Here is a 22,957-nt window from a genome sequence, read left to right on the forward strand (position 1 = left end):
CCCGCACGCGCCGAGAAGATCGCCCACCGCCCCGCCCCACCCATCCGCCGCCCCTGTGCGGTCGTTGGCCGCGTGCGCCGTCCTCGGCGCCCCTGTGCCGTCTTCGGCTGCCGTTCGTTGGCTTCGGCGGTTCTTTGGCCGCCGTTCGCTGGCTTCGGCGGTCGGATGCCGGTGTCAGCGGCTGCACACCCAGGCCGCCTGGCGTGGAGGCCATGGCCGGTCCACTGCAGAACGCACTAGTCTCGAAGACGTGCAGCCCACCGATCCCGGCGACCGGCCGCCCATCCCTCACCCCACCGCCTCCGGGGTGCCAACCCCCGAGACCGGTGGCTACGTGCCGATCCAACCCGGCGGACCGCTGCCTCCCCCCAGCCCGCAGCAGCCTCCCACCGTTGCGCCGCCCGCCGTGGCCGCTCCCCCGGCAAGCACGCCCAGCGAACCCAAAAAACGCCGAACCCGCCTGATCCTGGCAATGGTCGGCGGCATCCTGGCAATCCTCTGCCTAGGCGGCGTCGGCGTCTTCATCTCCTTCTACGACGAAGCAACAAAAATCGAGCGCACCAACCCCGACGCCGTCGTCGACAATTTCCTGCGCGCATATCTCGTGAACCGAGATGATAAAGAGGCGTCGCTCTACACCTGCGGATCCGGTTTGGATCTTTCCAAGATTGCCGCATTCCGCGATGACATCAGTGCGCGCGAAAGTCGTTTTTCTATCAGTATTCAGGTGGTCTGGGAAGGCCTGGTAGTAGCGACACAGGGTTCCACCGGAACAGTGGACGTAGATCTTACGCGCACACTTGCCGACGACAGCGAACAAGTCACGAGGCCATGGCGCTTCAATGTCGTCGACGAAAACGGATGGCGTGTCTGCGGCGGCGCCGAACAGCCCAAGTGATTTACTCCACCCACAATAAGTGGACTGGGACTTCCAGGGTTCTGGGGGGTTTGCCGCTCCAGGACCAGCGGTACCAGTCGAGTTCGGTGGTGACTCGGGCGCAGATGTCGCCGGTGTCGCTGGTGTGGAGTTCGGTGACGGCTCGGAGGTCTCGGCGTTCGCCGCCGTCTTCGAGGAGGTGGATGACCCGGCGGCCGGTGAGGCGGTCGGCGTCGAGGGCGGCCACCGGGTTGCGGCGGGGTGGTTCGTCGAGGGAGACCAGGCGGGACATGAGGTCGGCGGGCTTGTCCGGGGTCAGGCCCACCATGCCCAGTTCTTCGACCCAGACGCGTTCGACCGGGACCAGTGGGGCGAAGACCTCCGTCTGCTCCGCCTCGGCGCGGTACCACTCGGCTTCCGGGATCACCGGCACGTACGTCCGGCTGCCCTGCACCACCTTTTCGTCCGCGCGCAGGTCGGAGCGCCAGCCGTGGCCGGGCAGGCCGATGAGGACGCGGCGGCCGCGGAGCTGACCGCCCATGACCGCGGGGGTCGGGGCGATGGGGCGCGGGGGGTCGGGCGCCCAGTCGGAGTGGCCGGCGAACGGGTCGGGCAAGGCTCCGCCGGTCACTGGGAGCCACCCAGCGGCGATCCGCGCTGGGCCATGAACTGCACCGGGTCGACGGCGCTGGCGCTGGAGCGGTCGTTGTTCAGGTGGACCTCGAAGTGCAGGTGCGGACCGGAGGAGTTGCCGCTCGTGCCGCTCAGGCCGAGCGTCTCGCCGGCTGCCACCTTCTGGCCGGCCTTGACGGACGGGCGCTGCACCATGTGGCAGTAGCGGGTCATGATGTTGCCAGGGTGCTGCACCTCGACCATCCAGCCGCAGCCGCCCTTGCCCGGGTAGCCGTCGTGGTCACAGTCCTTGACGCCGGAGAAGGTCTCGTCACACTTGACCCGCGACACGATCCCGCTCGCCACCGAGCGGATGGGCGTGTTGCGGTCCACGATGAGGTCGACTCCCTGGTGGGTGGGACGGTCAGCGGTACGGAACCCCGAGCCTACCGTCCACTTGTGCACGTCGAGCCCCGCCACGGGCAGCGGATTCGTCCAGCCGGACGCCGCGATGTCGGCCGCCGAGGCGCACACCATCGACGTCGAGTCGCCTGCCGCGTTGGCCGCACCGTCGGCGAGGGCGTTGACGATCTGGGTCGCGGTCAGTTCGTCGTCGGCGTACGCGTCCGGATAGGCGCTGACCTGAACCTTCTGCGCCGCCCGGGTCAGCGGCAGCCGCTCCCAGCCCTTGACCGTCTTGAGCTTCTTGTAGAACTTGGTGGCCGCGTACTCGGGATCCATGAGCTGGTCCGGCTCGCCCCAGCCCTGGCTCTCCCGCTGCTGGAACAGTCCCAGCGAGTCGTGGTCGTTCGCCGCCCCGAGATCGCCCAGGTTCCGGAGTGTGGACTCCTGCATGGCGGTCGCCACCGCGATGGTCCACGCGCGCGGCGGCATCTTGAGCTCGGCGCCGACGTTGATGATGATCGCGGCGTTCTTGATCTGATCCGGGCCGTACGCCCGTACCTTGGGAAGTTTGCCGTTGGGGTCGATCGGCCCGCCGGCGCCGCACCCGCCGCTCAGCGTCGACACCTCGTCGTCGGCGTTGTCGAAGCCGCCCAGCAGCAGCGCGCTCACGCTGCCGCCGCAGCAGAGCAGGGCGAGCGTCGCCACCAGGGCGACCAGCAACGCGATCCGCCGGGGCCGCCAGCGCGTCATGAGCGTTTCCAGTCGATGCCGTCGACGAGCCAGCGCCCGTCGGGAGCCACCAGCCGCAGGGTCAGCGTGCCGGAATCGGTGGTCACCACCGCGTCGGTGATGCCATCCCCCACAGGTACGAGCTCAGGGCGCCCCACGATCCGATCGGCCGGAATGCCGTCGGGGTCGACGCCGTCGAGCTCGTCGGCCAGGTCCTCGGTCGCGTTCGGCACGATGCCGTCGTGCCACTTCTCGGCGGACACGTCGTTGTGGTCCACCCAGGCCGAAGCGAAGGCGTACGCGACCGCCTCGGGCGCCGCCGTCCCGGGACTGGTCTTCGCCGGCTTCGGGGGCTCGTCGTTCTGCACCACGCTGTCGTTGTCCTTGCTCGGATCGACACTGACCGTGGCGTCCGGAGTCACCGGGTCGAGCAGCTGCCCGCTGTCGTCACCGTCGGACAGCAGCCGGCCGATCCCGACCACCGCCAGCACCAGCAGCACAATCACGACCGCCACCCCCCACCGGGAGCGGAAGAGGCCGGTGAGGCCGCGTTCCAGGATCCGGGGTGCCACGGGTCACCGCGCCTCGGTACGGATCCGGGGCTGAGCCGGCTCCCGGGTGGTGCTGCCGGTCTCCGGCCGATAGATGGCGTACGACGCGGGCGCCTCGGCGACATCCGGCTCGGTCCAGCCCGCAGGCCGCCGCTGCCGGCTCGCCGCCTTCGCCGGAGCGGCCCGCGTGTCCCCGACAGGCGCCTCATCCCGCACCGACTCGGCTCCGTCCGGCCGCGTGGCCAGCACCGCACCGCGCCCCCCGGCCCCGGCGGTGACCTCGGTACGTGAACCCGCCGCATGCGCCGGATCCTCGAGCCGAGCCTCGGGGCGAAGGTTCGTCTGCTCGACGTACACGGTCCGGCCCTTGCCGATCCGCGGCTCATTCGTCCCGCCGCCCTCGGCCACCTCAAGCTTCGCCGCCTCCCGCATGTCCCGGAAGAACCGCCGATGCCAGGAACCCGCCGAAGTGATGGCGGCGGTGCTGTCCTTGCCGCCGAGCTGGGTGATCCGCCGGTAGGGCCGCAGCAGCAGCCAGCCGACCACGCCACAGAGCCAGACGAGCACGACCTGGAGCCAGCCGGGCAGGCTCGCGGTATTCATGATCAGGTCAACGGCGAAGAGATAGATCGCTGCCCCGGTCCCGAAGATCGCGATGTTGAAAATGGCCGCGACAACCGCGTTCCCGAGCCGCCGGATGCCCGAGCTCGCGGGACGCATCAAGCCGACGGTGCCCAGAATGGGTGCTGCGATGACCGCCCATCGGAACAGCAAGAACCCGAGAAGGACGAGCAGTGAGGCCGTCAGATCGAACATGGCAAACATTACCGCCGCAAGCATGGCGATGAGTCCCGAGCCGATGCTGTCCATCCCGTTGTCGCCCTTGAGATAGGCGTATGCCGCGGGGTCCTCGGTTTCCACCAGGCTCGCGACTCTCTTCCACTGAGTGGCCTTGGCGTTCAGTACCGCGTCGCGAGTTGCCGGGTTCTGCCGAATTCGCTCGGACTCGCTCCACGTCAATGATCGAGCGTCGTAGAGGGCTCTTCCGTACTTCTGTGCAGTAACGCTGTCGGCCGAACCGAGAAGCCCGCGAAGCCAGTTCCGGTACAACATCGTCTCGGTGACAGTGTCGCTTGCTCGCACAGCAGGAGGCCGGTTGTCCTTACACGCTTCCGGGTCTCCCAGCTTGCACTCTGTTGTTTCGCCGGTCGCGGGTCGTGGGCCGACTGCATCGTGCACAACACCGAGGGTGGTGACCAGGCTTTGGTCGGCGATATTGGCTGATTTGACGGGCCATGCCGCGATTGCGGTTACTGCAATCATGATCATGATCGCCCAGCCTGCAGTGGTGGTGGCTGCCCCCATGTCAGCCTGTTGCGACCGCCAAATGAGATACAAGCCCACAACGGCTAGTGTGATGACGCCGAAAACGCTGAAGACCTTTTCGTATACCGCTTTAGTCGCCTGCGATACCAGCGGATCGGCCCATCCCCACATCGATTGGGGATTCCATGCCCTTTCCCGCAGTGCGTTCGAAGCGCCGATGATGGCTGTGGCAATCATAAATTCGCCGTTGGCTACGGTTACTTCGAATTTGTTCTCGGGAGCGATGAATGTTGAGAAGCATCCGCCGTTCTGGTCATACGTTATGTAGTTATACCCGCCATACCCGTACTTGCTATATATGCCTTGTGGACCCTGTTGGGTGGCAGAGGCTGGGCGTTCGGCGAACCAACCCGCCACTCCAGAATCCGGCGCTGCTGCGGCCGGCGGGTCAAGACACTTTGCCGTGCCACCGATATCGCCGGTCAACCGTGACACGCAGGACTTGAAGTCCTGCTTCCATTCCTCCGTGCTGCATGCGCCGCCGGGGACCCGGGCGGGGGCGGCCGCTGCTGGGCTGGGGGCGGTCACCGCCCAGGCCAGGCTGGCCACCAGCGCGACCGCCATCGTGATGACCATTGCGCAAGCCCGGCGGAGCATTTCAGACCTCCAGGTCGGACAGGGTGGGTACGGCCGGCGGTGCGGTTCTGGCGCCCGGGGTGGTGTCGAGGTGCTCGAGGAGCCCGTCGACGTACGAGACGTCGACGCGGACCTTTTGCACCCGGCCGTCCACGTCGCGCATCACGAATTCGCGGAAGCCGAGGCGGGCCGAGGAGGAGGTGTCGGCCTGCGACAGCGATGCCAGGGTGGCCTCGTAGCCGTCGTGGACCGGCACTCGCAGCAGGCGAAGCGCTTCGGAGGCGATTTCCTGGTCCTCGGCGATGCGGCCGACGAAGACCGTGGAGACGAGGTTCTGGACGTCGAGGCCGAGGATGTCTCGCGGGTTCTGCGAGGCGACCAGGGCGGCGAGGTTCCATTTGCGGGAGTCTCGGGCGAGGCGGACCAGGAAGGAGCGGCCGGAGCGCCAGCCCTCCATGAAGTGAGCCTCGTCCAGGCCGACCATCTTGCGGGAGGACATCGAGCCGCCGTAGCAGCGGCGGACGGCGAGGCGGTGGGCCGTGTGGAGCATCGGGAGGGCCAGGGATTCCTCGGCCGACCAGTACTCTCGTTCGATTTTCAGGTCGGGGAGGCGCAGGCCGGCCATGGTGATGACCGTCAGGGCCGAGTCGGCGCCGAGGAGGTGCTCGGGCGGGCGGCCGAAGAAGAGCAGGGCCAGCGGCATCTCGGCGGTGTCGAGGAGGAGGTTGGCCAGCTCCTTGCCCTCGTCGTCGTCCAGGCCCTGGAGCGTGGCGACGACGTCGTCGAGGGTCGAGGTCTCCTCCGCCGGCACCTGGCGTACGGCGTGCCGCAGCAACGTGGCCGTCGACGCCTCCTTGGCGACCTGGGGCGGGACGAGCATCGAGCAGATGTCCTGGACGAGCATGCGGCGCTCGGCGCGGGCGTTGGAGACGGCGATCTCGTACTCCCGGTCGCCGGCCGGTCCGGTCGCGAACTCGGTGCGCACCGGGGTGGGGATCAGCGCGTACGGCGCCAGGGTGCCCTGCTCGGAGCCGGTCAGGTTGAGCACCCGGGAGTAGGGGCGCAGCTCCGGCATCGAGCAGAGCCGGGCGAGCGGCCCCGAGGGGTCGAGGAGCGTGACCTGGACGCCGCGGCGGGCGTTGAGGTAGCCGAGCGCGCCCATGAGGGTCGACTTGCCACCGCCGGGCTCGGCGACGAAGACGCCGAGGCCGGAGCGCTCGCGGACCTCCATGGGGAAGTGCAGGTCGAGGAAGACGGGCCGCCGGCAGGTGCCCGCCGTACGCCCGATCAGGTCGCCGCGCCGGTCGCCCACCGTGGACGCGGCCTGGGGGAGTGCCGCGGCGAGGAGCTTGACCGGCATGCGGCGTACGTAGCCGGTGTTGGCGATGGGCTCGCCCGGGATGAACTCGCGGGCCAGCTGGTCCTGGTTCTTCGGGTGCTGGAGGGAGATGCGCAGCTCGCGGGAGTAGAGCTGGATCAGCCGCCGGGCTCGTTCGAGGCATTCCTCCCGGGTACGCCCGCCGACCGCGATGCGGTGCCACCCGTGCGCACGGGCGGACTCGACCGGCAGTCCCGTGGTCATCTCGTCGCCGATGACCAGTGCTCGCTTGGCGAGGCGCTCGAGCTCCGGCGGGGCGTCGATGCCGTGCTCCGCGTAGTCGAGCTGCTGGGAGCGGATCATTCGCAGCCGGTGCTCGAGGTTCTTGAAGGAGCTCGTCGAGCCGAGGATGTCGATGCGGGAGGAGAGCTCCATCGGCCACGGCAGGCGCTCGTGGAAGTGCATCCACGGCTCGTGCTTCTCGGGGATCTCCAGCGGCTCCATGCGGCCGACGGAGAGGACGGCGACGTGCCTTTCCTCGCCGGTCATGCGGTTGACGAGCTTGACCGTCGACCCGTACGGCGTCCGGTAGCGCTCCACCTGCTCGGTCAGCGCCAGCAGGTCGCCGGCCTCCCAGTGGCCGTGCGAGACGGGCGACAGGGGTCCGGGCGGGGCCATGCACAGGGCGACCGAGCGGAACAGCAGCCACTCGAGCTCCTGGGGCGTGACCCGGCGGCCACGCATGCCGAATGCATTGAGGACTTCGTCGAACTGTTCGACCGTACGGCCGAGCTTGCGCCTCTCGCCGTCCGACGTGCCCTTGCCGAAGACCCTCAGGACCCGCTCGGCGAACGTGTCGCCCAGCGAGCGCCGGGCAAACGTCACCCCCAGGTACGTCTGGCCCTCCGCGTGGTTCACGGACAGCAGGTGGCGCTGGGCGGCGACGAGGTGGTCGCTCCACGAGGTGGCGCCGGCGACGTCGGGCAGCGGGCGGGCCGTGAACGAGTCGACCGTGCGGGCCCACTCGTCGGCGGGGAACGGCCGGTTGGTGCGGCGCAGGTGCAGCCGGAAGCCGGCCAGGCCCGCGTACTGCTCGGAGATGGCCGACAGCAGGGCCTCGCGCTCGGCGTCGGGGCGGAAGGCCCAGCGCACCTCGGGCAGCGAGTACCAGGCCGTGACCGTGCTCTGCGTGAAGGTCAGGTGCCCGGCGATCTCGCTGATGGCCAATTCGAGGGCCGGGTCGCGGTCGCTGAACTTGATCTTGTTGGGGCGCAGCGGCGCCGGCTTGACGTCCTTCGGCGCGCGCGTGGCGGGCACGTCGGCGCGGTCCTTCTTGCGCTTGGGAGCCTTCTCGCGGCGGCGGGCGGGCGCCTTCTCCGGGAGCGGTGCCAGCTCGGTGTGCGGCTCCGGCCGGGCGGCCGGTTCCCGCTCCACCGTGGGGTACGCCCCCGAGCCGTTGACCGCGTACACCCCGGGAGCCGTGACGGCGTCCGCCGCCGGGGCCGGGCGCGCCGGGATCGGCTCGGTGATCCGGGTGTCCGGAGCCGCCGGCCCGTCATAGAAGTCGGCCTCCGGCCCGATCGGCGCCCGCGTGTAGGGCGACACAGGCGCATCAGCCGGCACCCCGGATGTCGGAACCCTGGAAGCCGGGGCCGCGGAAACAGGTGCACCGGAAGCCGGAGTCGCAGAAACCGGCACCCCGGAAGCCGGGGCCGCGGAAACAGGCGCACCGGAAGCCGGGGCCGCGGAAACAGGCGCACCGGAAGCCGGAGCCGCAGACACAGGCGCACCGGATACAGACGCACCGGACACAGGCGCTGCCGAGACAGGCGCCGGAGAGGAGGGGGCTGCGGGCGAGACGGAACGCGGAGCCGGAGAGGAAGGAGCCGCCGACGGAGGGGCAGCCGGGGAGACCGACCGGCGCGCGTCCTCGCCCTCGAAGTCGAAACCGAAGTCGAAATCGGCGTCGGGGTCGTCGGGCGGCAGCGGCGTCTGCTCCTCGGCGGGCGGCGTGGCCTGCGGGGGCGGTCCGCCGAACAGGTCGAGGAACGGCGAGTCGATGTCCAGCGGGTCGACCGGCTGCGGGGTGCCGGCGACGCGTGGGCGGACCGGCTGCGGGCTCTGGAACACGGCGACGGCGCCGTGCTCGGGCCCGGCCACCTGCTCGGCGACATCCTCCGGAGAGTAGTCGTTCGAGCGCGGAGGGTTACCCTGCCTGCCCTGGCGAGACATGTCCGCGCGGGAGTGCCCGGGCGGTGGGGAAGCGGTCATGCGAGAACCCCGTTCGGGCGCGCGGCAGAAGATTGGCACGCTGCAAGAGAGGGGCGCACGGCCGGCTGGCGGCCTGCGGCAGGGGCGGGGTGCGCAGCCGGGACGTGGCCTGCGGCGGGGGTGAGGTGCGCAGCCGGGACGTGGCCTGCGGCGAGGGGGGACCGCGCGGCCGGGAAGCGGCGTGCGGCGAAGGAGGCGATGCTGGTCATACCAACTCCTCCCGGACCCGGATGCGTGTGGCGACGAGGCGAGGGTCCCGCTGCTCGACCGCGGGCTCCCGGGTGCGCCGCCAGTCGGTGAGGGCCGTGCGGATGACCATCCGGGCCGGTCGGTCGGGGTCCACGTGGCGGAAGACGTAGGACGTCGTCACCATGGCGAGCGCGATCTCCCAGGCGGGAAACGCGTCGAACTCCCACGTGAAGAGGTAGTGGATGAAGACGAACAGCGGGACCAGCACGACGAACATCCCGTACTGCGCGTACGGCAGGTGCATGGGCAGGGTGTATCCGGGCGGGCCCAGATAGACCAGGCGGGCCCGGTAGATGTCGTCGTCGGTGCGCAGGCGCATGGGACGTCGGACCTCAGTTGAACAGGACGTCGATGAGGAAGTCGCCGACGAAGAACAACGTCGCGGCGCCGGCGATGAAGGCCAGGCCCACGATGGCGATCGCGGAGCTGGTCAGCACCTTGGAGATCTCGCCCCGGCTGGCCCGGCCGATGAAGATGACGCCGAGCACGGCGAGCAGGATCGGGGCGATGTTGCTGGCGAAGAAGGTGACGACGCCCTCGGTGTTGATCCCCTTGGGCTGGTCGGGTGCCGCGAGGAGGGCGCCGTGCTGCACTGCCGCGGCGACCTGAGCGGCGATCTCGGTGGCGATCATCGGTAAACCTCCCGGGTGACCGGCGTGAGGGCGCCGGGCACGCTGCAGTAGTGAAGCCTGACGGCGACGCCCATATGGTGCTACTTCCCGCTCATCACGTCGAGTGAGACCGTAAGGGCACTGCTGTCCTCCACACGACCGCTCTGCTCTCTTCGGTTCAATAATGATGCCTAGCTCCGAAGAGTACGGCCCGTACTTCCTCCCTACAAGCTGCCTGATTCGTTACCCAAGGTACAGGCGTGATTGAATATGAGTCACCAGTCATCGTACTGATGTTCGAATCAGCGCCGCCCGGTAGCGTCGGTCCGGTGAGCGATCCGACCGCCGACATGGCGACTCCGCAGGTCAGCCCCGGCCTGCCCGGGCGCCGGGATCACCCGGTCGTGATGGGCATCCTCAACGTGACTCCGGATTCCTTCTCCGACGGCGGGCGCTACGCCGGGCTGGAGGCCGCCGTCGCGCACGGGGTGGCGCTGCGGGAGGCGGGCGCCGACGTCGTGGACATCGGCGGAGAATCCACCCGTCCGGGCGCCGACCGGGTGGACGCCGCCACCGAGGCCGCCCGCGTCCTGCCCGTGATCAAGGAGCTGACCTCGGCCGGAGTGCCGGTCAGCATCGACACCACCCGGGCCGCCGTGGCCGCCGCGGCCCTCGATGCCGGCGCTGCCGTGGTCAACGACGTGTCCGGCGGCCTCGCCGACCCGGGCATGGCGGCGGTGGTCGCGGAGGCCGGCTGCCCGTGGATTCTCATGCACTGGCGCGGGCACTCGCGGCGCATGACGGAGCTGGCCACTTACCGCGACGTCGTGTCCGAAGTGCGCACCGAACTTCTCGCCCGCGTCGACGAGGCGGTGGCGGCCGGCGTCGATCCGGGCCGGTTGGTCCTCGATCCCGGGCTCGGCTTCGCCAAGCGGGCCGAGCACAACTGGGCCCTGAGCGCCCACCTCGGCGAGTTGGTCACTCTCGGCTACCCCGTGCTGTTCGCCGCGTCGCGGAAGACGTACCTGGGCCGCCTGCTCGCGGGTCCGGACGGCGAGCCGCGCCCGGTGGAGGAGCGCGAGGCGGCCACGATCGCCACGTCAGTTCTCGCCGTGGCGGCCGGCGCGTGGGGCGTGCGTGTTCATGATGTGCGGGGAACCGTCGACGCCATCGCCGTGTGGCGGGCGACCGGGAGCCCGCGGCTGCAGGGGGGACACAGATGAGCGACCGGATCCAGCTGCGCGGTCTGCGCGTCCGCGGCCACCACGGCGTCTTCGACTTCGAGCGCCGCGACGGGCAGGAGTTCGTGGTCGACGTGGATCTCGAGCTCGACCTGGCCCGGGCCGCCGAGACCGACGACGTGACCGACACAGTTCATTACGGGGAACTGGCCGGGCGGCTCGCCGAGGTGGTGGCGGGCGAGCCGGTCAACCTGATCGAGACCCTCGCCGACCGGCTGGCCGCCGTCTGCCTGGCTGACGCCCGGGTGACCGCCGCGACGGTCACCGTGCACAAGCCGCAGGCCCCGATCCCCCACGAGTTCGCCGACGTGGCCGTCACCATCCGGAGATCCCGATGAGCCGGGCACTGCTCTCCCTGGGCAGCAATCTCGGGGACCGCATCGCCCACCTCCGGGCGGCGGTCGCGGGCCTCGGGCGGTGGACGGCATGGGTCTCCGGGGTCTACGAGACGCCGCCGTGGGGCGATGCGGACCAGCCGGCGTACCTGAACGCGGTCCTCCTCGCCCACGACCCGGCGGCGGCCGCACGGACCTGGCTCGACCGCGCGCGGGCGCTGGAGCAGGCGGCGGAGCGGGTGCGCGACCCGCAGCGGCGGTTCGGGCCGCGCACGCTGGACGTCGACGTGATCGCCGTCTGGGCGGACGACGGCGAGCCGGTGCTGAGCGACGACCCCGAGCTGACCCTGCCGCATCCGCGCGCGCACCTGCGGGCCTTCGTCCTGAGGCCCTGGGCCGATCGCGATCCCGGCGCCGTTCTGCCTGGTCACGGGCCCATCGCCACCCTCTTGGGCGCGCCCCTGAGCGCCGACGCGGCCGCGATGACCCCGCGCCCCGATCTGCCGCTAGAGTCACAAGGGTGAGCAACAACCCCGGTGGCGCCGCTCCCGACCCGTCGATGCGGCCGACCAGCCTCTCGGTGCTGGTCGTCGCCGGGCTCGCCGCCGCGGCGGTGGCGGTGCTCCTGCTCAGCCTCTTCTATTACGACACCAACGTCGAGGTGCCCTGGGCCCCGACCTTCGTGTTCGCGGCGCTGGCGGTGGCCGAGGCCCTGCTCGCCCAGAACACCAGCGCGCGCATCCAGCACAAGCCCGGCGCCGGACGGATCAACCCGCTCGCGGTCGCCCGCTACGTCGTGCTCGCCAAGGCCTCCTCGCTCGCCGGCGCGCTCTACGCCGGATATTCGATCGGCATGCTGGCCTACCTGCTCCTGCAGAAGACGGTGGCGGCCGACGCGGACCTGCCGGCCGCGATCGGCGGCGTGGTCTCGGCGCTCGCGCTGGTCGGCGCGGCGCTGTGGCTCGAGCGCGCCTGCCGCGTCCCCAAGCAGCCCGACCAACGCGACGACCCCGACCGCCGCGCCGGCCGCTCCTAGCGACGACCCCGACCGCCGGGCCGGCCGCTCGTAGCGATCCCGACTGCCGCGCCGGCCGCTCGTAGCGACCCCGATCGCCGGGCCGGCCGCTTGTAGCGACCATCCCCACCGCCGCGGCGGCAGGCCGTTCGGTCGGAGCGACGCCGCCGCGCCGGCCGGTCGTAATAACGCCGCCGGGCAGGCCGGTTGTGCAGAACATGGCCGGGCCGGCCGGTCGTGGAGCAACGCCGGCGGGAAGATCGCCGGGGCGGCGGGTCACAAGACTTGAACCGAGCTTCCCTCGCAACCGTATGCTGGGCCGCGGCGAGGAGGTGACGACATGGCCTACGACGAGACCGCATATCGTCGCAACACCGACGACGAGGTGCCCAGCGGTCCGGCTGCGTACCGGGCCGGCGTCGCCTCCACCGAGCATCGGCACCGGCGGGCGGACCTGACCGACACGGCCGGCACCCGGATCACTGAGCCGTTCGACACCGGCCGCCTGCCCGCCTGGGACGGCCGGGACCGGCTCGGGGTCCACATCGGCTGGGAGATCGTGCTGCTGCTGGCGGTCGCCGCGATCGCGTTCCTGCTCTACAACCAGGATGCCGCCGCCGTGCGCCGCCCGGCTCTCGACGGCCTGCTCATCACGGGCGCCGCCGTCGGGCTGCTCGCGCTGGGTGCCGGGCTCACCCTGCGCGCCGGGGTGCCCAACCTGGCGCTCGGCCCGATCGCCCTTGCGGCCTCGCTGCACTACGCGGACAACGGCGACCAGGGCCTGGCCGCCGCCGCGGTCCCGGCGCTGATCATCGCGGCAGCCGGCGGCCTGATCGTCGCGGTGTTCGTCCTGATGCTGCACATCCCGGGGTGGGCGGCCACGCTCGGTGCCGCCTGCGGCGTGATCGTCTACGACCAGCTGCGCACCGCCCCGGTCGCGGTTCAGGGCACCTACGATCCCTCGGCCCATGCCTTCTGGCTCTTCGGCGGCTTCGCGCTGCTGGCCGTGTTCGCCGGCGCGCTCGGCACGGTCGCCCCGATCCGGCGGCTGGTCGGCCGGATGCGCCCGGTCAGCGACCCGGCGGACCGGCGCGGCGGGCTGGCCGTGCTGCCGATCGCCGGCGCCCTGATCGTCTCGTCGGTCTTCGCGGTCGGCGCGGGCATCCTGTTGACGGCCCGCACCCCCGACGTGCCGGTCGTGCCCGGCACCGGCCTCGAGTGGACCGGGCTCGCGTTCGGCACCGCGCTGCTGGCGGGCACGAGCGCGTACGGGCGCCGCGGCGGCATCTTCGGCACCCTCCTCGCGGTCACCGGGGTGGTGCTGTTCCTCGACTACGCCGACCGGCGCAACTTCGACATCGCCCTGTTCGCCGTCGCGGGGGTCCTGATCGGCATCGGTCTCCTGGTCACCCGGCTCGTCGAGACGTACGGCCGGCCGCCGCAGCCCTCCGACCCCGACCAGGACTGGAACGCCGCCCCCACCTCCGGCGTGACGTGGTCCCCGGAGATGCCCGCCCCGGCGCCGCAGCAGGAGCGCTGGGATCTGGGCCCGTGGGGCAGCGGTCGCTAGGAAACATATGCTGGGCTCATGACCGACGCGACCTTCGCCGAGCTGGACGCCCTGCCCACCGAGGAGCTGCGCGAGCGCGCCTTCGCGAAGGCGCGGGAGAAGCGTGACCTGGCCTTCTTCTGGTCGGTGTTCAAGCACCTGCCCGACTCGGACGAGGCCGCCTCGCTCGACGGCGCCCCGAACTCGGTCGGCCCGACGGTCGACGAGGCCGTGGCGCTCTGGCGGGAGCTGACCGGGCACAGCTACGGCGAGCAGGAACCGCTCCTGCGGGCAGCTTTCATCGATTATCTGCAGAAGTAGGGCATATACGAACGTCGTTTGAAGCTGAGGGCTGCCTGGGAATCTAGCGGCCCATGGCTCTCACCAATCGTTACAAGTCCGCGGTCGGGGCGGGAACCCTGACCGCGCTGATACTGGTCCTGGTCTTCGGCAGCCCCTGGTACGCCGACTGGGCCGCGGACAACACCCGGTCGGACACGGCCCTGGGCTGGTGGCTGCAGCTGCTGTCCTGGCCGCGCTGGCGCTTCGACTCGGACGACTCGTTCCGGTCGATCCTGGTCGCCGATCTCAAGGCCATCCTCGTGGTGGTCCTGACGGCCCTCTTCCTCTACCTGCTGCCCGGCTCCCAGCTGGCCCGGGCCCGCGGCACGCTCAGCCAGTTCTTCGCCGGCTGGGGCTCGTACGTCTTCGCGGGCAGCCTCGCCGCGCTCCTGACCACGCTCTTCCTGGCCAACCCGTCGCTGCTCGGCGCGTTCACCGCCGCGGGCGCCGGCTCGACCTACGGCCTCTTCGTCGGCTGGATCGTCGGCCTCGCCACCCTGGGCGGCCGCCGAGGCACCCGCTGATCGTCGCACGCTGTCCAGGCGCCGCGGCACCGGTTAACTGTCAGGGGCGGCACCCGCTGACAGTCACCGGCGGCCCGGGTCACGAGACCCGGGCCGCCGGCACGTCGAACAGCGCCGACCGCGACACGCTGCCCACCGCCTTGCCGCCGTCGGTCACGACCACGTTGAGCGCGTCGCTCGTGAGCATCGCCGACAGCGCGTCATAGAGCGTGTCGCCCACCCCCACGGTCGGCAACCGCTCGATCTCCTCGATCCGGCCGATCGGGCGCATCACCTCCCGCACCGGCGTCACGGCCAGCCGCCGGACCCCTCGGTCCCGGCCGACGAACTCGCTGACTGCCGCCGAGGCCGGGTTGCCGAGCAGCTCGGCCGGGGCGGCGTACTGTCTCAGCAGCCCGCCCTCGCCCAGCACCGCGATGCGGTCGCCCAGCCGGACCGCCTCGTCGATGTCGTGCGTGACCAGCACGACCGTCTTGCGCACCGCGGCCTGCAACCGAAGGAACTCTTCCTGCAGCCGGGCCCGCACGATCGGGTCCACCGCGGAGAACGGCTCGTCCATCAGCAGCACGAGCGGGTCCGCCGCGAGCGCCCGCGCCACGCCCACGCGCTGCCGCTGGCCACCGGAGAGTTCGTGCGGGTAGCGGCCGCCGTACTTCGCCGGGTCCAGGCCGACCAGGTCGAGCAGCTCGTCGGCGCGGGCCCGGGTGCGCTTGCGGTCCCAGCCGAGCAGCCGGGGCACCGTGCCGATGTTGGTGCGGATGCTCTGGTGCGGGAAGAGGCCGACGTTCTGGATCACGTAGCCGATGTGCCGGCGCAACTCGACCGGGTCGCGCTCGGTGACATCTTCGCCGTCGAGGAGGATGCGGCCCTTCGAGGGCTCGATGAGGCGGTTGAGCATGCGCAGGATGGTGGACTTGCCGCAGCCGGAGGGGCCGATGAGGACGACGAGCTCACCCGCGCGCACCCGCAGGCTGATGTCGCCGACCGCGACCGTACCGTCGGGGTAGACCTTGCCCAGGTTTTCCAGGGTGATGGCGGCAGCGGTGCCGTTGGGGCCGGTAGCGTCCACGTATGTCCTTTCTGTCGAGGGTGCCGGGGCCGGCGTGGCCCCTGGCTGCCCCCGCTGACGACGGGCCGGGGAATCCGTGGTTCTCCTGGCGCTATGCCCATGACAATGCCGACGAGATCCTGACCGCGCTGCAGTTCCACGCGGGTCTCACCGCCCGTGCGGTGATTTTCGCGCTGATCGTCGCCCTGCCGCTCGCGATCGGCGCCTATTGGTGGCGTCCGCTGGCCGGGCCGATCCTCGCGCTCTCCGGCGTCCTCTACACCATTCCCTCGCTGGCCCTGCTCGCCCTGGTCGCCCCGGCGGTGGGCACCACCCGCGACACGTCGGTGCTGATCGCCCTCGTGCTGTACGCCCTGCTCGTGCTCGTGCGCACCATCCTGGCCGGGCTCACCCAGGTGCCCGCCGAGGTCCGGGACGCGGCGGCGGGCATGGGCTACGGCCGCTTCGGCCGGCTGCTGCGCATCGAGCTGCCGCTCGCGCTGCCGGGCGTACTCACCGGGTTGCGCCTTGCGACGGTGTCCACCGTCGCGCTGGTCACCGTCGGCTCGCTGATCGGTCAGGGCGGACTCGGGGACCTGATCCTGGGCGGCTTCCGGAACAACTTCTACAAGGCCGAGATCATGACCGGCGCGATCCTGTGCGTGGCGCTGGCGCTGGTGCTCGACCTGCTGATCGCGGGAACCGGCCGGCTGGTCACGCCCTGGGCCCGGGGGCGGCGGGCGTGAGCTCCTTCCACGAGGGCTTTGTCTGGCTCAACGATCCGCTGAACTGGACCAACCCCGGCGGCCTGCTCGACCGGCTCGAGGAGCACCTGGTCATCAGCCTGTGGGCGGTGCTGCTGGGCTGCCTGGTCGGCTGGCCGCTGGGCATCTGGCTCGGGCACCGCGGCCGCGGGGGCGGGGCCGTCGTCACGCTCGCCAACCTCACGCTGGCGCTGCCCACGCTCGCCCTGCTGACCATCCTGCCGCTCACGCCGCTCGGCTTCGGCAAGCCGCCTGTCGTGGTCGCGCTGGCCGTGTTCGCGGTGCCGCCGCTGCTCGCCAACTCGTACACGGGACTGCGCCAGATCGACCCCGAGACCCGGGAGGCGGCGCGGGGCATGGGTCTGTCCGGCGGCCAGCTGCTGCGCCGGGTGGAGCTGCCGCTGTCGGTGCCCTATCTCGCGGCGGGGTTGCGTACTGCCGCGGTGCAGGTGGTGGCGACCGCGGCGCTGGCGGCCTTCGTGAACGGGGGCGGGCTCGGCGAGATCATCTCGGCCGGCTTCGGCATTGGCATGAGCAACGGCGGCGGCGGTCAGATCGTCGCGGGCGGCATCGCGGTCGCGGTGCTCGCGCTGCTGGTGGAGGGGCTGCTCGCGCTGCTGCAACGCGTCGTCACCCCCAGAGCCCTGCGCGGCGCCCGTCGTGGCCGGCGGCTGCGTAACAAATTCGCAACGTAGCCGCCCGAATGGCGCAAACCGCCCGGATCGCCGGGCTAGGAACGGGGTGGATGGCCCTCGACCGGCCGTCGGACACGCGGCGCGGCCTCCTGCGGGCGCGCCGGGACACAGAAGGCGGCAGTCATGCGTCGACACCTGCTCGTGCCGGCCGGCACTCTCCTCGCCGTCCTGGTCGGCTGCGGGGAGTCCGGCTCCTCCGGCACCACGGCACCGCCCAGCTCCGCCACGGGCGCCGGCTGCGCCCCGGTCGCGGGTGACGAGCTGGTCGTGCTCACCGACGACAAGAAGCTGCAGAACACGGACAACGTCGTCCCGGCTATCAACAAGAAGGCGTCGTCACCGCAGCTGATCGCGGCGCTCGACAAGGTCTCCGCGGCGCTCGACACCGCCAAGCTCGTCGAGCTCAACAAGGCCGTCGACATCGACCGCAAGTCGTCCAGGGCCGCCGCGGCCGACTTCGCCACCGCGAACAACCTGACCGCCGGCATCGAGAGGGGCCCCGGCGGCGCCATCACCGTCGGCGCGGCGAACTTCAGCGAGAACGCCACGCTCGGCGAGCTCTACAGCATCGCGCTGACGGCGGCGGGCTACACGGTCAAGGTTCAGCAGATCGGCAACCGTGAGCTCTACGAGCCGGCGCTGGAGAAGGGCGACATCGACGTCGTCCCGGAGTACGCCGCGACGCTCGCGACCTTCCTGCAGGGCAAGGTCGACAAGGACGCCAAGGACCCGTCCTCGGCCGACCTGCAGACCACGATGACCGCCCTCACCGGGCTCGGCGAGAAGGTCGGGCTCGTCTTCGGCACCCCGTCCCCGGCCCAGGACCAGAACGCCTTCGCGACCACCCGGGCGTTCGCCACCAAGTACGGCGTGACCACCCTGTCCGACCTCGCCGCCACGTGCTCCGGCGCCGCGACCGTGCTCGGCGGGCCGCCCGAGTGCCCGCAGCGGCCGAAGTGCCAGCAGGGCCTGGTGGAGACGTACGACTTCCAGGCCGGCAAGTTCAGCTCCCTGGACGCCGGCGGCCCGCTCACCAAGACCGCGCTCAAGCAGGGCACGATCAGCGTCGGCCTGGTCCTCAGCTCTGACGGTGCGCTTGCGGCGGGCTGATCCGCGCTCGCGGGTGGCCGGTCCGATGATCTTGCGGAGGGTGGCCGGGTTCACCCCCGCGAAGGTTGCGGATAGTGCGAAGCGAGAATTTCCGCACGGGTTTCGCCTCGCGCGACACCGCTACTAGCTGCTGGAACGCCCGCCACGGGACGATCCGGGCACGCTCGATGGCCCTTTGCCCCGTTTCGGGACGCGAGCACTCTCGGTAGCATCTGGCCCCATGTCCGACCAGGCCGAGGTGAAGCACAGCAGCCGCCTCCTCAGGATGCTGATCTGGGCCGGCCTCGGGCTGGCCCCGGTGGCGGTCCTGCTCGTCCTGGTGGCCGACACCTCCGTGGCCGTCCGCCTGTCGGTGCTGCTGGTCGCGATCTGCATCGTCCTGCTCGGCGCCGCCCTGCTCATCCGGCACGACCCCGTCCTCGCCGACCTCGCCGTCGAGGACCGCGTCGCGGCCGAGGTCGACACCCTGCGCGGCAACCTCCGCGACGAGATCGCCGCCGCGGCCCGCGCCACCGGCCACCGCGTCCAGGTCCTCGAGGAGGAGATCGACCGCCTCCGCGACCCGGCCGGTGTTTCAGCCCCCGTCCCCACGGGAAGTGTGTCCGCGCCGAGGGGTACGGCGAGTGTGTCCGCACCGATCGGTCCCGATGCTGTCCCGGGACCGGTCGGAGCGGATGAGTACGACGCCGGCTACCCGCACGCCGACGCGCCGGACGAGCACGCGGACTTCTCGGACCTGCGCGGCGACTATCCGGACGAGCCCGGCCCGCACGGCGACTTCCCGGCTCACCAGCCGGGCGCGGACTACCCCGCCCCGCGCGCCGCAGCGAGCGTGTCGGCGCCTCGTGCCACCGCCAGCGTCTCCGCCGTCCGTCCTGTGAGCGCTTCTGCCGCTCGTCCGGTCAGTGCTTCCGCGGCGCGTCCGGTCAGTGCTTCCGCCGCTCGTCCGGTCAGTGCTTCCGCGGCGCGTCCGGTCAGTGCTTCCGCCGCTCGTCCGGTCAGTGCTTCCGTGCCCCGGCCCGCCGGCTCGGCGCGGGTCTCGGCTCCTGTCGCGTCGGCCGCGGTGGCTTCGGCGTCCGTGCCGCCCGCGTCCGGCGCGTCGGCCTCGGCTTCCGTGTCACCGGCCGGCGCTGCCCCCGTCTCTTACGCCCCTCGCCAGCGCGGCGCAGGCCCCGCCCAAGCCCGCGCGCCCCGCCAGCGCGGCACGGGCCCGTCCCCGGTGTCCGCCGAGCCCCGAGCCGCCCGCCGCCACGCTGCCCCGGACACGAGCACCGACCTCGCCCGCGACGCTGACCCGCTGTTCGGCGCCTATGAGGAGCCGGCGCCGGAATCCGCCTGGGAGCCCGGCTCGGGAGCCTTCGACCAGCCGCACCCCAGCGAGTTCGACGAGCTGCGCCCCGCCTCCGCCCGCGAGTCCCGGGCCGACGGGCGCCGCGCCCACCGCTATTCGACGACCGACGAGCACGACAGCGGCTACGTCAGCGACACCCGCCACGTGCAGGACGGCACCTACGCGAGCGATGCCGGCTATGCGGGCGAGGGCAGCTACACCAGCGGCTACGCGTCCGAAAGCGGTTACGCGGCTGAAGGCGCCTATGCGGGGGACAGCGGCTACGGGCACGACGGCGACTACTCGAACGACAGTGGCTTCGTGAGCGACACCCGCAAGCCTCGCGGCAACACCTACGGCGGCGGCACGAGCCAGGCGAGCGGCAGCGGCTATCGAGGCAGCGCCGCCCAGGGCGGAAGTGGCTACGCCAGCCACGCGGCGACCGGCGACAACTACGACAGCAGCGACTTCGTCTCCGCCGGCCGTTACGAGTACGGCGCTACCGGCTACGGCTACGACCGCGGCGCCGGCGACGACGTGGCCCCGGCGGCCCGTGCCTCCGTGGCGCCTCCCGGGAACGCGAACGGTTCAGCCGCCGTGGCCCGGGCCTCCGTAGGCGCCGCTCCGGTTTCCGCGGCCCGGGCCTCCGTGGGCGCGGCTCCGGTTTCCGCGCGCGCCTCGGTGGGTGCCGCTCCTGCTGCTGCGCGGGCTTCCGTCCGCCCGGCGACCTATGGGCGGCCCGTCGAGCCCGGCGACGGCTTCGACGCGGCGGTTGACTTCAACGCGGCGGGCGACTTCAACGAGAACGAGGCGGCCAGCTTCGACGCGGCAGGTGACTTCGACGGCAACGGCTACAGCGGCGGCCACGGCTTCGACGGCGGCGGCCAGTTCGACGGGGGCGGTTTCGACGGTCCGGGGCGCCAGGACTTCGGTGGTGCCGGCTCGGGGGACGGTGTCTATGGGCAGCCCCGATACGACCAGCCCGGTTACGACGAGCCGCAGTACGACGACGGCTACGCGGGCGACGGGTACGCGGGCGACGGCTACGCCGCGGCGGGGCACGGCAGCTACGAGGACGCCGGCACGGGAGCGCCGCGCCGCTGGTGAATGCAGCCGCGAGTGAAGACGGGCTGCTGACAGAGACGGCCACCCGTGAAGCGCCGCCGAGGGAACGGCCGTGGGCGGAAGCAGCCGCTGGCGGAAGTAGCCGTCGGTGGAAGCAGCCGCTGGTGAAGACGGCTACTGATGGAACGGCGGCCGGGAAAGATGGCCGCCACGGGAACGGGCGCCGGGCGCGGTCCTACTTGTCGATGTCGCCGACCACGAAGAACATCGAGCCCAGGATGGCGATCAGGTCGGGCACCAGGCAGCCGGGGATCAGTGTCGCCAGCGCCTGCACGTTGGCGTAGGACGCCGTGCGGAGCTTCAGGCGCCACGGCGTCTTCTCGCCGCGGGACACCAGGTAGTAGCCGTTGATGCCGAGCGGGTTCTCGGTCCACGCGTACGTGTGCCCCTCGGGCGCCTTGACGACCTTGGGCAGCCGGACGTTGACCGGGCCGCCGAGCCGGGCGACGCGGTCGAGGCACTGCTCGGCGAGGTCCAGCGACGCGTAGACCTGGTCCAGCAGCACCTCGAAGCGGGCGTGGCAGTCGCCCGTGGCGCGGGTGACGACGGGCACCTCCAGCTCGTCGTACGCAAGGTAGGGCTCGTCGCGCCGCAGGTCCATGTCCAGACCGCTGGCCCGCGCCACGGGACCTGAGGCGCCGTACGCGGCGGCCTGCTCGGCGGTCAGCACACCCACGCCGACCGTACGCGCCAGGAAGATGTCGTTTGTCCGGATGATCCGATCCAGGTCGGGCATCCGCCGGCGTACCTCGGCGATCGCGGCCCGGGCCCGGCCGGTCCAGCCGGCCGGCACCTCCTCCTTGAGCCCGCCGACCCGGTTGAACATGTAGTGGATGCGCCCGCCGGACACCTCCTCCATGACCGCCTGCAGCGTCTCCCGCTCGCGGAACGCGTAGAACATCGGGGTGATCGCCCCGATCTCCAGCGGGTAGGAGCCGAGGAACATCAGGTGGTTGAGCACCCTGTTCAGCTCGGCCAGCGCCATCCGGAGCCAGGTCGCCCGTTCGGGGACCTCGATGCCCATGAGCCGCTCGACGGCCAGCGCCACGCCGAGCTCGTTGGAGAAAGCGGACAGCCAGTCGTGCCGGTTCGCCAGGACGAGGATCTGCCGGTAGTCGCGTACCTCGAAGAGCTTCTCCGCTCCCCGGTGCATGTAGCCGATGATCGGCTCGCAGGCGGTCACGCGCTCGCCGTCGAGGGTCAGCTTGAGGCGCAGCACGCCGTGGGTCGACGGGTGCTGCGGCCCGATGTTGAGCACCATGTCGGCGGTGTCGAGCCCGGCACCGGTCCCGACCGTCATCTCGCGAACGTCACCCACGCCAGTCACGCCCCGATCGTCCCATGCACCTCGATGCCGATCTCGTGCAGCAACCACCAGTGCCCGCCCAGCCCGTCCGGATCGGTCAGCTCCGCCGCCGCGCCCGCCGCGCCCAGCGCGCGCAGATAGCCCGCCGGGTCCGTCGCGGCCAGGGAGAGCAGTGGCCGGCCGCCGTCGACCCCGAGCGCTCGCAGCGCGGCCCGCTGACTGACCATCCTGTACGCCACCCCGCCCGCCGCCGCGACCGAGTCCACCGCCACATGCGCCGTCAGATCGCACGAGCCGTCCGGAACAGGCGTCACCTGCCGGCCGTCCCGGAACCCCGTGAGCGTCCCGAGCGCCGGCCGGTCCTCCCGCACGTGCCCGTAGTCGATGGCGAGCGCGGCGCCCCGGCGCACCGTGGCGACGGCGTCCGCCCAGGCGCGGTCCCGGGGCCGGCCGAGCTCGACGCGGTCACCCGGGCGCGCGTGCGGCCACCACTGCGACAGCCACAGCCGATCGGCCGGATCAATGTCCCCGCCGAGCGTCTCGACCCCGGTCCGGTCGACGAGTACCTGCCGGATCCGCCCGTCGTCATCCATCTCGGCGATGTCGAGTGGCACATTGTCCAGCCATTCCGTGGCGATCAGCAGCCCGTCGACGGCCGATGGCAGGTGTCGCTGCCAGTCGATCTCCGCGGGCAGCCCGGCAGGCCGTGGCGCCACCTCGACGCCGACGAAGCGGACACGCGGATCGGTGGTCGAAGCATGCAGTGCCGCGAGCAGCTCACCTCGCCCCGCGCCCACATCCACGACCTGGAGTACCGCCGGACGGCCCAGCGCGGCGTCCACGGCCTCCACCAGCCGGAGCAGCGCGCCCGCGAACAGCGGCGAGGCGTGCACGCTGGTCCGGAAGTGATCGGCCGGGCCGCTCGTGGTGAAGAAGCCCCCGGGGCCGTACAGAGCAGTCTCCATCGCCGCGGCCCACCCCAGCTTTT

At 71.4% G+C, this 22,957-nt stretch carries 22 protein-coding genes; 12 read left to right on the plus strand and 10 right to left on the minus strand.

Features of this window, described 5'->3' with window-relative positions:
- The first annotated feature begins 250 nt into the window (after positions 1–250).
- Positions 251–898 carry an Rv0361 family membrane protein gene (locus tag RBH18_RS29605; RefSeq protein ID WP_306213735.1) on the plus strand — a complete coding sequence of 216 codons (648 nt, stop codon included), beginning with the start codon at positions 251–253 and terminating at the stop codon, positions 896–898.
- Position 899: 1 nt separating this feature from the next.
- Here the strand turns inward: RBH18_RS29605 and RBH18_RS29610 are convergent, their stop codons facing one another.
- The 7 genes from RBH18_RS29610 to RBH18_RS29640 form a co-directional block, all read right to left on the minus strand.
- Positions 900–1,508, minus strand: a complete 609-nt coding sequence (locus RBH18_RS29610; RefSeq protein WP_306213736.1) for a hypothetical protein — start codon at positions 1,506–1,508, stop codon at positions 900–902.
- Positions 1,505–2,644: a M23 family metallopeptidase gene (locus RBH18_RS29615; RefSeq protein ID WP_306213737.1), complete on the minus strand. Its 1,140-nt coding sequence runs from the start codon at positions 2,642–2,644 to the stop codon at positions 1,505–1,507. The genes RBH18_RS29610 and RBH18_RS29615 overlap by 4 nt, the downstream gene beginning before the upstream one ends.
- On the minus strand, positions 2,641–3,195 hold the full coding sequence (locus RBH18_RS29620) for a hypothetical protein (RefSeq protein WP_306213738.1): 555 nt from the start codon (positions 3,193–3,195) through the stop codon (positions 2,641–2,643). The genes RBH18_RS29615 and RBH18_RS29620 overlap by 4 nt, the downstream gene beginning before the upstream one ends.
- Positions 3,196–3,198: 3 nt before the next feature.
- Positions 3,199–5,157 (minus strand): MFS transporter, encoded by a 1,959-nt coding sequence (locus tag RBH18_RS29625; RefSeq protein ID WP_306213739.1) that lies wholly within the window; start codon positions 5,155–5,157, stop codon positions 3,199–3,201.
- Between the two features lies 1 nt (position 5,158).
- Positions 5,159–8,059: an ATP-binding protein gene (locus RBH18_RS29630; RefSeq protein ID WP_456237640.1), complete on the minus strand. Its 2,901-nt coding sequence runs from the start codon at positions 8,057–8,059 to the stop codon at positions 5,159–5,161.
- 871 nt (positions 8,060–8,930) lie between these two features.
- A complete protein-coding gene (locus RBH18_RS29635) occupies positions 8,931–9,293 on the minus strand; it encodes a hypothetical protein (RefSeq protein ID WP_306213741.1) in 363 nt (120 codons plus the stop codon).
- A 13-nt stretch (positions 9,294–9,306) separates the two neighbouring features.
- The gene (locus tag RBH18_RS29640; protein ID WP_306213742.1) at positions 9,307–9,606 is read right to left on the minus strand and encodes a hypothetical protein; all 300 of its coding nucleotides are present in this window, start codon (positions 9,604–9,606) and stop codon (positions 9,307–9,309) included.
- 329 nt (positions 9,607–9,935) lie between these two features.
- Here RBH18_RS29640 and folP point away from each other — a divergent pair, with 329 nt between their 5' ends.
- From folP to RBH18_RS29675, 7 genes are all read left to right on the plus strand, one after another.
- Entirely contained in the window at positions 9,936–10,808 is an 873-nt protein-coding gene (folP, locus tag RBH18_RS29645) for a dihydropteroate synthase (protein ID WP_306213761.1), read from the plus strand.
- Positions 10,805–11,164, plus strand: coding sequence for a dihydroneopterin aldolase (folB, locus tag RBH18_RS29650; protein WP_306213743.1), 360 nt, complete (start codon positions 10,805–10,807; stop codon positions 11,162–11,164). Before folP ends, folB begins: the two co-directional genes overlap by 4 nt.
- Positions 11,161–11,685 carry a 2-amino-4-hydroxy-6-hydroxymethyldihydropteridine diphosphokinase gene (gene folK / locus RBH18_RS29655; protein WP_306213744.1) on the plus strand — a complete coding sequence of 175 codons (525 nt, stop codon included), beginning with the start codon at positions 11,161–11,163 and terminating at the stop codon, positions 11,683–11,685. Before folB ends, folK begins: the two co-directional genes overlap by 4 nt.
- Positions 11,682–12,197, plus strand: a complete 516-nt coding sequence (locus RBH18_RS29660; RefSeq protein WP_372339006.1) for a DUF3180 domain-containing protein — start codon at positions 11,682–11,684, stop codon at positions 12,195–12,197. Before folK ends, RBH18_RS29660 begins: the two co-directional genes overlap by 4 nt.
- A gap of 319 nt (positions 12,198–12,516) precedes the next feature.
- Positions 12,517–13,746, plus strand: a complete 1,230-nt coding sequence (locus tag RBH18_RS29665; RefSeq protein ID WP_306213745.1) for an ABC transporter permease — start codon at positions 12,517–12,519, stop codon at positions 13,744–13,746.
- A gap of 18 nt (positions 13,747–13,764) precedes the next feature.
- Positions 13,765–14,046 carry a hypothetical protein gene (locus RBH18_RS29670; protein WP_306213746.1) on the plus strand — a complete coding sequence of 94 codons (282 nt, stop codon included), beginning with the start codon at positions 13,765–13,767 and terminating at the stop codon, positions 14,044–14,046.
- 53 nt (positions 14,047–14,099) lie between these two features.
- A complete protein-coding gene (locus tag RBH18_RS29675; RefSeq protein WP_306213747.1) occupies positions 14,100–14,591 on the plus strand; it encodes a hypothetical protein in 492 nt (163 codons plus the stop codon).
- A 79-nt stretch (positions 14,592–14,670) separates the two neighbouring features.
- Here RBH18_RS29675 and RBH18_RS29680 read toward each other — a convergent pair whose 3' ends face one another.
- Positions 14,671–15,660, minus strand: a complete 990-nt coding sequence (locus tag RBH18_RS29680; RefSeq protein WP_306213748.1) for an ABC transporter ATP-binding protein — start codon at positions 15,658–15,660, stop codon at positions 14,671–14,673.
- Between the two features lie 2 nt (positions 15,661–15,662).
- Here RBH18_RS29680 and RBH18_RS29685 point away from each other — a divergent pair, with 2 nt between their 5' ends.
- The 4 genes from RBH18_RS29685 (at position 15,663) to RBH18_RS29700 (ending at position 20,645) form a co-directional block, all read left to right on the plus strand.
- Positions 15,663–16,385 carry an ABC transporter permease gene (locus RBH18_RS29685; RefSeq protein WP_306213749.1) on the plus strand — a complete coding sequence of 241 codons (723 nt, stop codon included), beginning with the start codon at positions 15,663–15,665 and terminating at the stop codon, positions 16,383–16,385.
- The gene (locus RBH18_RS29690) at positions 16,361–17,098 is read left to right on the plus strand and encodes an ABC transporter permease (protein WP_372339009.1); all 738 of its coding nucleotides are present in this window, start codon (positions 16,361–16,363) and stop codon (positions 17,096–17,098) included. Before RBH18_RS29685 ends, RBH18_RS29690 begins: the two co-directional genes overlap by 25 nt.
- 123 nt (positions 17,099–17,221) lie before the next feature.
- Complete coding sequence (locus RBH18_RS29695; RefSeq protein ID WP_306213751.1) at positions 17,222–18,208, plus strand: glycine betaine ABC transporter substrate-binding protein; 987 nt, start codon at positions 17,222–17,224, stop codon at positions 18,206–18,208.
- Positions 18,209–18,428: 220 nt separating this feature from the next.
- Positions 18,429–20,645, plus strand: a complete 2,217-nt coding sequence (locus RBH18_RS29700; RefSeq protein ID WP_306213752.1) for a hypothetical protein — start codon at positions 18,429–18,431, stop codon at positions 20,643–20,645.
- A 193-nt stretch (positions 20,646–20,838) separates the two neighbouring features.
- Here the strand turns inward: RBH18_RS29700 and RBH18_RS29705 are convergent, their stop codons facing one another.
- Positions 20,839–21,963 carry an NADH-quinone oxidoreductase subunit D gene (locus tag RBH18_RS29705; protein ID WP_372339007.1) on the minus strand — a complete coding sequence of 375 codons (1,125 nt, stop codon included), beginning with the start codon at positions 21,961–21,963 and terminating at the stop codon, positions 20,839–20,841.
- Positions 21,964–21,986: 23 nt separating this feature from the next.
- Positions 21,987–22,934 carry an SAM-dependent methyltransferase gene (locus RBH18_RS29710; protein ID WP_306213763.1) on the minus strand — a complete coding sequence of 316 codons (948 nt, stop codon included), beginning with the start codon at positions 22,932–22,934 and terminating at the stop codon, positions 21,987–21,989.
- Positions 22,935–22,957: the final 23 nt, after the last annotated feature.

The sequence above is a fragment of the Actinoplanes oryzae genome (genome assembly GCF_030757795.1).
GTDB lineage: Bacteria > Actinomycetota > Actinomycetes > Mycobacteriales > Micromonosporaceae > Actinoplanes.

Bases quoted from the DNA above. Each gene is read 5' to 3' on its own strand.
- RBH18_RS29675 (WP_306213747.1), top strand. From the start codon at position 14,100: ATGGCTCTCACCAATCGTTACAAGTCCGCGGTCGGGGCGGGAACCCTG.
- RBH18_RS29665 (WP_306213745.1), top strand. From the start codon at position 12,517: ATGGCCTACGACGAGACCGCATATCGTCGCAACACCGACGACGAGGTG.
- folB (WP_306213743.1), top strand. From the start codon at position 10,805: ATGAGCGACCGGATCCAGCTGCGCGGTCTGCGCGTCCGCGGCCACCAC.
- RBH18_RS29615 (WP_306213737.1), bottom strand. From the start codon at position 2,644: ATGACGCGCTGGCGGCCCCGGCGGATCGCGTTGCTGGTCGCCCTGGTG.
- folK (WP_306213744.1), top strand. From the start codon at position 11,161: ATGAGCCGGGCACTGCTCTCCCTGGGCAGCAATCTCGGGGACCGCATC.
- RBH18_RS29625 (WP_306213739.1), bottom strand. From the start codon at position 5,157: ATGCTCCGCCGGGCTTGCGCAATGGTCATCACGATGGCGGTCGCGCTG.
- RBH18_RS29640 (WP_306213742.1), bottom strand. From the start codon at position 9,606: ATGATCGCCACCGAGATCGCCGCTCAGGTCGCCGCGGCAGTGCAGCAC.
- RBH18_RS29700 (WP_306213752.1), top strand. From the start codon at position 18,429: ATGTCCGACCAGGCCGAGGTGAAGCACAGCAGCCGCCTCCTCAGGATG.
- RBH18_RS29695 (WP_306213751.1), top strand. From the start codon at position 17,222: ATGCGTCGACACCTGCTCGTGCCGGCCGGCACTCTCCTCGCCGTCCTG.
- RBH18_RS29635 (WP_306213741.1), bottom strand. From the start codon at position 9,293: ATGCGCCTGCGCACCGACGACGACATCTACCGGGCCCGCCTGGTCTAT.
- RBH18_RS29685 (WP_306213749.1), top strand. From the start codon at position 15,663: ATGTCCTTTCTGTCGAGGGTGCCGGGGCCGGCGTGGCCCCTGGCTGCC.
- RBH18_RS29705 (WP_372339007.1), bottom strand. From the start codon at position 21,963: ATGACGGTCGGGACCGGTGCCGGGCTCGACACCGCCGACATGGTGCTC.
- RBH18_RS29710 (WP_306213763.1), bottom strand. From the start codon at position 22,934: ATGGAGACTGCTCTGTACGGCCCCGGGGGCTTCTTCACCACGAGCGGC.
- RBH18_RS29670 (WP_306213746.1), top strand. From the start codon at position 13,765: ATGACCGACGCGACCTTCGCCGAGCTGGACGCCCTGCCCACCGAGGAG.
- folP (WP_306213761.1), top strand. From the start codon at position 9,936: ATGGCGACTCCGCAGGTCAGCCCCGGCCTGCCCGGGCGCCGGGATCAC.